Annotated in this window: 10 protein-coding genes; 6 read left to right on the top strand and 4 right to left on the bottom strand. The window is 71.1% G+C overall.

From position 1 onward, the window contains the following. Positions 1–51: 51 nt before the first annotated feature. Positions 52–1659 carry a molecular chaperone DnaK gene (dnaK, locus tag D7W82_RS01000; protein ID WP_120616503.1) on the bottom strand — a complete coding sequence of 536 codons (1608 nt, stop codon included), beginning with the start codon at positions 1657–1659 and terminating at the stop codon, positions 52–54. A gap of 214 nt (positions 1660–1873) precedes the next feature. Here dnaK and D7W82_RS00995 point away from each other — a divergent pair, with 214 nt between their 5' ends. After that, complete coding sequence (locus D7W82_RS00995) at positions 1874–2707, top strand: class II glutamine amidotransferase (protein WP_120616502.1); 834 nt, start codon at positions 1874–1876, stop codon at positions 2705–2707. Positions 2708–2715: 8 nt separating this feature from the next. On the opposite strand, the gene mrtX is transcribed toward D7W82_RS00995, so the two are convergent. Genes mrtX through polX form a run of 3 tightly spaced genes read right to left on the bottom strand, consistent with a single transcriptional unit; the run spans position 2716 to position 5829 of the window. Further along, entirely contained in the window at positions 2716–3441 is a 726-nt protein-coding gene (mrtX, locus tag D7W82_RS00990) for a myxosortase MrtX (RefSeq protein WP_120616501.1), read from the bottom strand. Further along, positions 3438–4049 (bottom strand): serine protease, encoded by a 612-nt coding sequence (locus D7W82_RS00985; protein ID WP_120616500.1) that lies wholly within the window; start codon positions 4047–4049, stop codon positions 3438–3440. The genes mrtX and D7W82_RS00985 overlap by 4 nt, the downstream gene beginning before the upstream one ends. A 19-nt stretch (positions 4050–4068) precedes the next feature. Beyond that, positions 4069–5829 carry a DNA polymerase/3'-5' exonuclease PolX gene (gene polX, locus D7W82_RS00980; RefSeq protein ID WP_120616499.1) on the bottom strand — a complete coding sequence of 587 codons (1761 nt, stop codon included), beginning with the start codon at positions 5827–5829 and terminating at the stop codon, positions 4069–4071. A 66-nt stretch (positions 5830–5895) separates the two neighbouring features. On the opposite strand from polX, the gene D7W82_RS00975 reads away from it, so the two are divergent. From D7W82_RS00975 to D7W82_RS00955, 5 genes are all read left to right on the top strand, one after another. Continuing rightward, on the top strand, positions 5896–6210 hold the full coding sequence (locus D7W82_RS00975) for a Rieske 2Fe-2S domain-containing protein (protein WP_014398081.1): 315 nt from the start codon (positions 5896–5898) through the stop codon (positions 6208–6210). A 245-nt stretch (positions 6211–6455) separates the two neighbouring features. Continuing rightward, positions 6456–6923 (top strand): molybdenum cofactor biosynthesis protein B, encoded by a 468-nt coding sequence (locus D7W82_RS00970; RefSeq protein WP_199727656.1) that lies wholly within the window; start codon positions 6456–6458, stop codon positions 6921–6923. A 13-nt stretch (positions 6924–6936) separates the two neighbouring features. Further along, positions 6937–7866, top strand: a complete 930-nt coding sequence (locus tag D7W82_RS00965; protein ID WP_199727655.1) for a TIGR02757 family protein — start codon at positions 6937–6939, stop codon at positions 7864–7866. A gap of 77 nt (positions 7867–7943) precedes the next feature. Then, positions 7944–9899 (top strand): ATP-binding protein, encoded by a 1956-nt coding sequence (locus D7W82_RS00960; protein ID WP_120616497.1) that lies wholly within the window; start codon positions 7944–7946, stop codon positions 9897–9899. Further along, positions 9896–11053 carry a hypothetical protein gene (locus D7W82_RS00955; protein WP_120616496.1) on the top strand — a complete coding sequence of 386 codons (1158 nt, stop codon included), beginning with the start codon at positions 9896–9898 and terminating at the stop codon, positions 11051–11053. Before D7W82_RS00960 ends, D7W82_RS00955 begins: the two co-directional genes overlap by 4 nt. The last annotated feature ends 34 nt before the right edge of the window (positions 11054–11087 follow it).

The following is an 11087-nucleotide window of genomic DNA, read 5'->3' as shown; positions in this document are numbered from 1 at the left end:
CCCTGGCGGCGCGCCAGAGTTCGGATCGGAAGGCTCGGACATCGACGGTGCCTAGCTGGCCACGGCGGGCAGGTCGCTGCTGTTGTGGCCGGCGAGCCGCGTGTTGCGGTTCGACTGGATCGACTGCTGGATGTCCGCCTCCGTCATGCCGGACGACAACGTGATCGTCGTGGACGTCTTCTGGCCCGTCTCCACGTCGCACGCGGACACGTTCACCAGACCGTCCGTGTTGATCTCGAACGTCACTTCGATCTTCACCTCGCCGCGATACCCGATGCGGAAGCCCGAGAACTCGAACTCGCCCAGCATCTCGCACTCCTCGGCGCGGTTGGACTCACCCTGGTACACGCGGATCTTCACCTTCTCCTGCCCGTCACGGCTGGTGGTGAAGGTCTTCGACCGGTCGATGGGCACCGGCGTGTTCTTGTCGATGATCTTCTCCGTGTACCCACCCACGGTCCCAATCCGCAGCGTCAGCGGCGTGACGTCCACCAGGAACGTCTCCGTCTTGCTGTCCAGCAGCGCGTGCGACTGGAGCGCGGCGCCCATGGCCACGACCTGATCCGGGTTGATGCCCTCCAGCGGCTCCTTCTGGAAGTAGTGCTTCACCGAGTTGCGGATGATGGGCAGCCGCGTGGGCCCGCCCACCAGGATGACCGCGTCGATGTCCGCCGCCGTCAGCCGCGCGCTCTGAAGGGCCTCGTCGCAGACCTTGAACGTGCGCTGCACCAGGTCCATCACCATCCGGTTGAACTGGTCCTGGTTGAGCGTGTTGCGCAGGTCCAGCACGTTGCCGTTGGCGTCCTGGCAGATGCCCTGGCAGAGGATGTCCGCGGTGCCGTTCTGGCCCACGTCGATCTTCGCCTTCTCCGCCGCGTCCTTCAGCATCTGCAGGCAGTACTTGTTCTGCCGCAAATCCAACCGCGTGCGGCTGAGGAAGTCGTCCGCCATCCACGTCATGATGCGGTCGTCGAAGTCGTCGCCGCCCAGGTACGTGTCACCGGCCGTGGCCAGCACCTCGAAGACGTCCTTGCCGATCTCCAGGATGGACACGTCGAACGTGCCGCCGCCCAGGTCGTAGACGACGACGCGCTGGTTGACGTCCCGGCCGAAGCCGTACGCCAGCGCCGCCGCGGTGGGCTCGTTGAGGATGCGCAGCACCTCCAGCCCCGCGATGCGGCCCGCGTCCTTCGTCGCCTGGCGCTGGTTGTCGTTGAAGTACGCGGGGACGGTGATGACCGCCTTGTGGACCTCGCGGCCCAGGTACGTCTCCGCGACGGCCTTCATCTCCTTGAGCACCAGCGCGGAGATCTCCGGCAGCGAATAGCTGCGCTCCCGCACGCCGATGCGCACCGAGTTGTTGTCGCCCTCGACGATGCGGTAGGGCATCACCGCCTGCGCCTTCTTCACCTCGTCGGAGAAGTAGTAGCGGCCGATGAGCCGCTTGGCCGAGTACACCGTGTTCTCGGGGCTGGTGATGATGTTCTTCTTCGCCGCGTTGCCCACCAGCACGGACCCTTCCTCCAGGAAGGACACGCACGAGGCATGCGTCGTCTCGCCCCACTCGTTGGGGATGACCGTGGGCTGGCCTTCATGGACGACCGACACGCATGAGTACGACGTGCCCAGGTCGATGCCGATTGCGATGTCGTCCGCCATTCCGTCTCCGGTGAAGACCTGCACCCCGATCCCTCGGGGGAGAGGGCCGTCGGGAAGCGCCCGGAGGTTAGGCTCCACGCTCCGGGGTGTCAATTCAATGGCTGATCAAACGCCAGCCATTTCAAGGGCTTAGCGCCAGAGCAGGGGAGCGGGTTCGCGGCGCTGAACCGGGGTCCCATGGACCTTATCCCTAGGAGAGAAGGGGGGAATCACCATGTCCGCCATCCTTGCTGCCCTGTCGTCGGACCCCAACCTCCTCCGGTGCGAGCTGCACCGGCTGGGCGGGCAGGTCGTCCTCCGCCCGGACGCGCGCGCCAATGCCCTGGGGGTGGGCTCCTATGCCCAGGAGGAGGTCCTCCTGCGCCGCCTGGCGCCGGACCGGGAGCTCACGCTGGACGACCTGGGGCCTCCGCACGAATCGGAGGCGGTGCTCTTCCACGCGAACCGGCTGCCGCTCGGCCTGTCGCCCGAGGACAACACCCAGCCGTTCCGGGCCCGCCACTGGCTGTTCGCCCACCAGGGCCCGCTGCCGGACTTCGAGCCCCTGCGCGCCCCGCTGCTGTCGCGCGTGCCGGAGCACCTCCAGCGGCTGGTGCGAGGCCCCACCGACAGCGAGGTCCTCTTCGCCCTGTTCCTCACGCGCCTGCGGGAGCTGGGCCGCACGGATGATCCGCGCCTGGAGGCAACCGCCGCCGGCCGCGTGCTGCGCGACACGGTGCGCGAGGTGGAGGCCGCGTTCGTGAAGGCCGGGCAGCGGCGCATGCCCCCGCTCAACATGGTGGCCACCAATGGCGCCGTGCTGGCCGCCACCCGCCGAGGCGAGGCCCCGCTGTACTACACGCGCCTGGAGGGCAGCGCGGAGTGCGCCCACTGCGGCGTGACTCCCTCGACGCCGGAGACGCATCCGGAGGTGGGCGCGCACCGCCGCCGCCGCACGGTGGTGGTGGCCAGCCACGTGACGCGCACGCAGGGCTGGGTGGAGCTTGCGCAGGGCACGACGCTGACGGTGGGCGCGGACCTCCAGGTCCAGCACCTGCCGCCGGGCTGAAGCGTCCGCTACGGACCGCCGAAGAAGGAGACCTCCAGGAAGCGCACGTAGAGGTTGCAGGCGGCGTGGAAGAGCGAGCAGCCGACGAGGGTGCCGGTGCGCTCGCGCATCCAGCCGAAGAGGAGGGCGGGGAAGAACACCGCCAGCCGCCACGTCTGGAAGATGGCCAGGTGGCCCAGCGCGAAGAGCAGCGCCGTCACCCAGAAGGCGCGCCCCAGCCGGGCGCCCAGCACCACGCGCCCCTGGGGCCAGGCGTCTCGCAGGCGGGCCTGGAGGTAGCCCCGGTAGAAGAACTCCTCCGGCAGGGCCACGACGAAGAGCTGATCAATCACCCACTCGCCGAAGCGCGGGGGCAGGCGCGGCTGGAAGTGCCCTTCGCCGATGATGGGCGTCAGGTGGCGCGCGAGCTCGGGCGGCAGGTGCGGCACCACCTGCACGAACGCGGCGAAGCCCGCGAAGAACAGCGGCCCCACGATGGCGCACATCACCAGGAACAGCCGCAGGTCCTGCTTCCACGCGCGCAGGGTGAGGCCGTAGTCGCGGTAGTCCTCGTCGCGCCAGCGCATGGGGATGAGCGGCAGGTAGAGGAAGCCCACCGTGGCCACCAGCTTGGGCACGCTCGTGCCCCCGGCGATGAGGAACGCCACGATGATGCCCAGGAAGCCCAGCGCCCAGAGGCCCATGGCCTCCTGCACCGCGCTCAGCTTGAACGGTGGCCCCGAAGGCCGGCTCATGGCGCGTCCGCCGAGGCGAGCTCCGCCTTCACCGCGGACAGGGGCAGGGCGCGGGCGCCGCGGCCCCGGCGCTCGACGACGACGCCCACCAGCCGCCCGTCCCCGTCATACAGCGGGCTGCCCGGCGCGAGCGTGAGGGCCACGTCGAAGAACGGCGCGGGGGCGGCCTTCGCCACCGCGGCCCTGGGCGTGTCCCGCTGGCCCTTCTTGCGCGCGGGCATGACGCCCACCACCCAGTGGCCCGCGAGCCCCTCCGGCACCAGCCGCACCGGCACCGCGGGCCAGGTGCCCTGGGGGCCCGCCACCACCGCGACCTGGAGCGACGCGCTGGAGAGCACTACGCGCGCCGTCAGCGCATTGCCCGCGTGCACCACCTGGGCGGAGTCGGGGCCCACGTGGCACACGGCGGTGAGCACCTGGCCGTCCGCGCCCACGATGATGCCGGGGCCCGCGTTCTGGGGACCGCGCACGCGCACGGACGAGCGGGCGTGCAGGTCCAGCACGCGCTGGAGGTCGGCGCGCGACGGACGGGCCTCCGCGCCGGCCCGCGAGGGCAGGGCCAGGAGGAGCCAGAGGAGGGCGGGGACGAGGAGGAGCGGGCGGAACATCTTCGCGCCCGCAAGCCTATCAGCGCTCCCGCAGGGCGGCGAGGAAGCTCTCCGCGGACCGGGTGTTGAGGATGTCCTGCTTGCGCGCCCAGCCCCGGCGGGCCGTGGCCACGGCGAAGGCCAGGTTCTTCAAATCCTCCTGGCGGTGTGCGTCGCAGCTCACCACCAGCTTCACCCCGCGCCCCACGGCCTGCCGCACGTACTCGGACTTGATGTCCAGCCGCGCCGGCTTGCCGTTGATCTCCACGGCGACGCCGCGCTCCCGGGCGCGCTCCAGCACCTCCTCCATGCGCAGCGCGTACGGCTCGCGGCTCTGGATGAGGCGCCCGGTGGGGTGTCCCAGGATGTGCAGGTGCGGGTTGTCCAGCGCGGCCAGCACCCGGCGCGTCATCTGGTCCTCGTCCATGGAGTGGCGCACGTGGATGGACGCGATGACGACCTCCAGCTGCTCCAGCACGCTGTCCGCGTAGTCCAGCGCGCCCGACTCCAGGATGTCCACCTCGATGCCCTTGAGCAGCCGCATGCCGGGCACCGCCGCGTTCACGCGGTCGATCTCCTCCCACTGCCGCTTGAGGTCGTCCACCTTGAGGCCGCCCGCGTGGATGGCCGCCTCGCTGTGCTCGGTGATGGTGAGGTACTTGAGCCCCAGCGCCTGGGCCGCGCGCGCCATCTCCTCCAGCGTGTTGCGGCCGTCGGACCAGGTGCTGTGCGCGTGCACCGCGCCCTGCACGTCCTCCAGCGTCACCAGGTCCTCCGGCAGCTTCCCGGCCCTGGCGGCCTCCACCTCGCCGTTGTCCTCGCGCAGCTCCGGCGGCACCTCCTGCATGCCCAGCAGCCGGTACAGCGCCGCCTCGTCGGGGACGGGGACCTTGGTGCCGTCCTCGCGGTGCACGCCCCACTCCGAAATCTTGAGGCCCTTCTCGTGGCCCAGGTTGCGCAGCCGGATGTGGTGCGCCTTGGAGCCGGTGAAGTGGTGCAGCGCGGTGGCGAAGTCCTCGTCCGGCAGCACGCGCAGGTCCACCTGGAGGTCGCCCTGCACCATGCGCACGGAGCACTTGCTGTCGCCCTTGCCAATCACCGTGGCCACGCCCGGCGCGTTCGCGAGCGCGTCCAGCACCGGCCCCGCCTCCTTCGCGGACGCGATGAGGTCCACGTCGGACACGGTCTCCGCGCGACGGCGCACGCTGCCGCCCAGGCTCGCGCGCACCACGCCCGGGGCCTGGCGGATCAGCTCCAGCAGGCCCTCCGCGATGGGGAGCGCGTCACCCAGGAGCTTCCGTTCGCCGCGAGCGCGCCGGTACACGGCGATGCCGTCCAGGAGCTTCGCCTCGCTCTTGGCGCCAAAGCCCTTGAGCTCCCGCACGCGGCCGTCCTTGCAGGCGCGCTCCAGGTCCTCGACGCTGCCCACCTGGAGCTCGCTCCACAGGGCGGCCACCTTCTTCGGGCCCACGTCCGGCAGCTTCATCAGCTCCAGCAGGCCGGCGGGGAACTGGGCCTTCAGCTCCTCGAACGCCGTCATGTGGCCGGTCGTCACCAGCTCGGTGAGCTTCTCGGCGAGCCCCGGGCCGATGCCCTGGAGCTCCTGCAGGCGGCCCTCGGTGACGATGGCGCCCAGGTCCTGCGGCAGGTTCGCGATGCGGTCCGCGGCGATGTCGTAGGCGCGGACGCGGAAGCCGCTCTGCCCCTGGAGCTGGAGCAGGAGGGACATGTCCCTAAGGAGCTGGGCAACGGCCGCCTTGTCGGTGAGCACGGCGGTGGAGGGTGTCACGTCGGAAGTCACGGTCGGGAAATTAATGCCGGGGGAACGGGGGTGCAGGCCCGGACGGGTTGTGGGAAAAGGAACGCAATGACGAAGATCAAGCTGGGCCCCGCGGACTTCGCCGAGAGGGAGATGCGGGGTTACGAAATCGGCAAGCGCAACGTCTGCATCGCGAAGATCCACGGCCGCTACAAGGGCCTCGATGACTGGTGCAACCACGCCGGATGTCTGCTGTCGGGCGGACGCCTCGAGGACAACATGGTCGTGTGCCCGTGCCATGAGGTCGGCTTCGACATGGACTCGGGGAAGAACGCGACTTCGCCCGGCGTCTGTGATGACCAGCCGACGGTGCAGCTCACGGTCGAGGACGGAACGCTCGTCGTCGACCTGCCCGACGTTTGAGCCTTCCTCCTTCAGGAGCGTCCAACATGGGACACGACGGACACGATCACGACCATGACCACGGTCATCACCCCCACGGTCATTCGCACGACCACGGCCACGGCCACTCGCACGACCACGGCCACTCGCACGACCACGGCCACTCGCACGACCACGGCCACTCGCACGACCACGACCACGGCCACTCGCACGACCACTCGCACGAGGGCTCTCCGGTGGCGGCGGAGCACAAGTCGCGCGCGCCGGTGCATGTCAGCGCGTACGTGGTGACGTGCTCGGACAGCCGGGACGAAGCGCACGACGGCAGCGGGAAGGACCTGCGCGAGGGACTGGCCGCCGCGGGGCACACCGTCGCCGGGCACACGGTGGTGAAGGATGATCCGGAGGCCATCCGGGGCGCGCTCGCGCAGGCGCAGGCGGCGGGGGCCCGCGCGGTGCTCTTCACGGGCGGCACGGGCATTGGCCGGCGTGACTGCACGGTGGAGACGCTGCGCGCGCTCTTCGAGAAGGAGCTGCCCGGCTTCGGCGAGCTGTTCCGGATGCTGTCGTTCCAGCGCATCGGCAGCCCCGCGATGATGTCGCGCGCCACGGCGGGCACGTACCAGGGGATGATCCTCTTCGCGCTGCCGGGCTCGCCGCAGGCCGTGAAGCTGGCGCTGGACACGCTCATCCTCCCGGAGCTGGGCCACGCGGTGCGCGAGCTCACGCGTTAGGACTGGACGCGTGATGAAGAAGCGCCGTGTCTCGCACACCGGCTTGAGCACCCAGGCGGCCGACCTCCTGCGCCCCCGCCTGGATGCCTTCCTGGCCTCCACGGACCCGAAGGCGCGCATCGGGTTCGACCCGGTGGAGTTCCCCCACCGCTACACGGACCCGCGCGACGTGGAGGTCAGCGCGCTGCTCGCAGCTGCGCTGGCCTACGGGCGCGCGGACCTCTTCCGCCCGAAGGTGGACGCGCTCCTGAAGCAGATGGGGCCGTCGCCCGCGGCCTTCGTGCGCGCGCTGGACGTGAAGGGCGCGAAGGCGCTGCTCACGGGCTTCGTCTACCGCTTCAACGTGGGCACCGACCTCGCGGTGCTGCTCTTGGGCATGGGCCGCGCGCTGCGCGAGCACGGCAGCCTGGAGGCCCTGTTCGTGCGGGGCTTCAAGGCGAGCGGCACGCTGCACGGGGCGATCGCGGCCTTCACCGCCGCGCTGCGGGACGTGCCCATGGACGCGCTCCGCAAGGCCCTGGGGCCGGAGCGGGGACTGCATCACCTGCTGCCCTCGCCGCTGGGGCCGGGCGCGGCGAAGCGCCTCAACCTGTACCTGCGCTGGATGGTGCGCGGACCGGACGCGGTGGACTTCGGCATCTGGAAGCAGGTGCCCGCCTCCGCACTGCTGGTCCCATTGGACACGCACATCGGACGCATGGCGCTCCACCTGGGACTGACGCAGCGTACGGACCTCACCTGGCGGACCGCCGAGGAGGTGACCGCATCTCTGCGGGCGCTCGACCCCGAGGACCCCGTCCGCTACGACTTTGCTTTGTGCCACTACGGTATGAGCGGCGCCTGCCCGGCGAAGACGCTGCCCCGGCACTGCGAGGGTTGCTCGCTCCTACCTTCCTGCAAGGTAGGCCCCCGCGTCATCGCGCGCGGTTCACTGCAATTCTGAGTCCCACCCGACCCGGAAATGGGCTACGGGCAGTCCGCGCGGCCCCGCGTTGACGGGTTGGCGCGGTCAAGGCTGCAATGCGGTCGGGCGACGCGGGTGGAGTGATCCTGCGGGGCGCGAGGAGCGACGCGGTGCACGCAATGCTGGTGGCGGTTCCAGCCCCGGTGGCCCAGGACGTGGAGCGCGACCTTTGCGCCACGGCCGAAGGGCGCGCGTGTCGGGTGATCCGCGTGGAGTCCCCGCCGGAGCCGCTGCCCGAAGGGCTCCTTGTTCTCTGGGACCACGGCGGTCCGCTGGAGGCCGTGAAGGCGCGCTGCCAGTGGGCGCACGCGCGCCGGTTGCAGACCCGGACCTGGCTGGTCGTGCTGACGAAGCGCGAGGGCGAGGAGGCGGAGGCGCTGGTGGCCGCGGGCGCGGACGAGTGCGTGGAGCCGCCCGGCACGCGCTGGGGGGCGAGGCTCGTGGCGCTGTTGCGCAGATCCGCGGACGGGGACGCGCAGGCGCTCCGGCGGGCCCGCGACATGTTCCAGGGCGCGCTGGACGCGGTGCCGGAGCCGCTGTTCATCAAGGACCGCGAGCACCGGCTGGTGGCGGTGAACGGCGCCTACTGCCGCCTGCTGGATCAACCCGCTGAAGCGCTGCGGGGCACGGTCTCTTCCGCGCAGGTGCCGCGGCACGAGGCGGAGGCGTCGTGGCGCCAGGACGAGCGCGCCTTCACCACCGGGCAGACCGTGGAGGACGAGGGCTCCTTCACCGACGCCAGGGGCCGCTCGCGTGAGGTGCTCACGCAGCGGGCCGCGTACATGCTGCCCAACGGCGAGCGCTTCCTCGTGGGGCTGGTGCGCGACGTCACCGAGCGCTCCCGCCTGGAGACGCAGCGGCGGCTGGCGGAGCGGATGACGTCCGTGGGCACGCTGGCCGCGGGCGTCGCGCATGAAATCAACAACCCGCTCTCGTACGTGACCTCCAACCTGGCCTACCTCTGGGAGCGCGTGGCGCAGCCCGTGGTTCCGGTTCCGACCGAGCAACTGGAGGAGCTGCGGCAGGTGGTGGCGGAGGCGCTGGAGGGCGCGGGGCGGGTGCGCTCCATCGTGCGCGACCTGCGGACGTTCTCGCGCACGGAGGAGGAGCAGCACGGGCCGGTGGACGTGCGGCGCGCGGTGGAGAACGCGGTGAAGCTGATGCGCGACGAGCTCCAGCACCGCGCGTGCATGGCGTGCGACCTGGAGCCGGTGGCCGCGGTGCATGGCAACGAGGGACGGCTGGCGCAGGTCGTCACGGGCCTGCTGACGAACGCGCTCCAGTCCTTCGGCGACCGGGCCCCGGAGGAGAACCTGCTCAAGCTGCGCGTGCGTCCGGGCCGCGAGGGCCACGTGCTCATCGAGGTGGAGGACAACGGACACGGGATGCCCGCGGCGGTGCGCCAGCGCATCTTCGATCCGTTCTTCACCACGCGCTCGCCCAAGGGCGGCACGGGCCTGGGCCTGTCCATCTGCCTCACGCTGGTGCACGCGATGGGGGGCCACATCGAGGTGGCCAGCGAAGAGGGGCAGGGCAGCCTCTTCCGCGTGGAGCTGCCGGCGCTCACGTTGCCGCCCGAAGCCGCCCGGCCCGCGCAGGCCACCCCGGCCGTGGCGGAGGATGCCTCGCAGCCGGTGCGCGCGACGCGCGACCTGCGACGGTTGCTGCTCATCGACGATGAGCCGGCGGTGGGCAGCGCGGTGAGCCGGCTCTTGCGCAACCTCTACGAGGTGCACGTCATCCAGGACGCGCGCGAGGCCCTGAAGCGCCTGTCGCACGGCGAGAAGTTCGACGCCATCCTCTGCGACCTCATGATGCCGGGCATGAGCGGCATGGACTTCCTGGTGGAGCTGGAGCGGCTGGCGCCGGAGCTGGCGCCGCGCACCGGCCTGATGACGGGTGGGGTGAACCCGCAGGCCCGTGAGTTCCTGGGCCGCCGCGCGCGCGAGCTGCTGGAGAAGCCCTTCGAGCGCGACCAGCTGTGCACCTTCGTCGAAACCCTGATGCAATGAAGCACCGGACGCGCTGGACGCTGGGGGCCGTGCTGGCGGCCCTGCTGGTCGCGGCCTTCGTCCTGGTGCCACCCGAGCTGCGAGGGCTGTCCTTCGTGCTGCGCGCGGCGGGGATCCACGGCACCACGGCCACTGCCCTGGCCAGCAGCTATGGCACCGGGGCCTTCAGCGTCGCGGACCTGAGCATCCCCACGCGTCACGGGCCGATGCGTGGGCGGCTCTACCGCCCGGACCGGCGCAGGGGACGGCTCATCGTGCTCACGTCGGGCGTGCACGCGGCGGGCATCGACGAGCCCCGGCTGGTGGGTCTGGCGGAGGACCTGGCGATGGGCGGACATCCGGTGCTCACGCCGGAGCCGCCGGACCTGCTGCGCTACGAAATCACGCCGTGCCTGCCGGATGACATCGAGGACACGGCCCTGTGGGCGCTGGGACCGGGTGCGCTGGCGCCGGAGGGGAAGGTGGACCTCTTCGGCATCAGCTTCTCCGGAGGCCTGTCCGTCGTCGCGGCGGGCCGTCCCGCGCTGCGCGACAAGGTGGCCGCGGTGCTGTCCTTCGGCGGGCACGGCGACCTGTCGCGCGTGCTGTCCTTCCTGTGCACGGGTGTGCAGGCGGACGGGGTGCACCGCAAGCCGCACGACTACGGCGTGGTGGTCATCCTGCTGAACGTCGCGGACCGGCTGGTGCCGCCGGAGCAGGTGAAGTCACTTCGCGAGGGCGTCCTGAAGTTCATGCACGCGTCGCACCTGACGCTCGTGGATTCGAAAAAGGCGGAGGCCGCGTTCGCGGAGGCGCGCGCGATGGAGGCCGCGTTGCCGGAGCCCGCCGCCACGCTGCTGCACCAGGTGAACACGCGCGACGTGGCCGCGCTGGGGCCCCGGCTGCTGCCCTTCGTGAAGGACTTCGCCGGAGACCCGTCGCTGTCGCCGGAGCGTTCCCCCGCGCCACGGGCGCCGGTGTACCTGCTGCACGGGATGGATGACTCCGTCATCCCCGCCATCGAATCCACGCTGCTGGCGCGCGCGCTGGAGCCGCACACGCACGTGCACCTGCGGCCCACGCCGCTCATCACCCACGCGGAGATGGACCGGCAGGCCAGCGCGATGGACGCGCTGAAGATGGTGCGCTTCTGGTCGGCCCTCCTCGGCGAGTAGTGCGCCGCCCCGCGACTTGACGTCCAAGCCCCGG

It is taken from the genome of Corallococcus sp. CA049B (genome assembly GCF_003611685.1).
Classification (GTDB): domain Bacteria; phylum Myxococcota; class Myxococcia; order Myxococcales; family Myxococcaceae; genus Corallococcus; species Corallococcus coralloides.
Note: the sequence above shows the minus strand (reverse complement) of the source record. Positions and strands in the feature narration are given on the sequence as shown.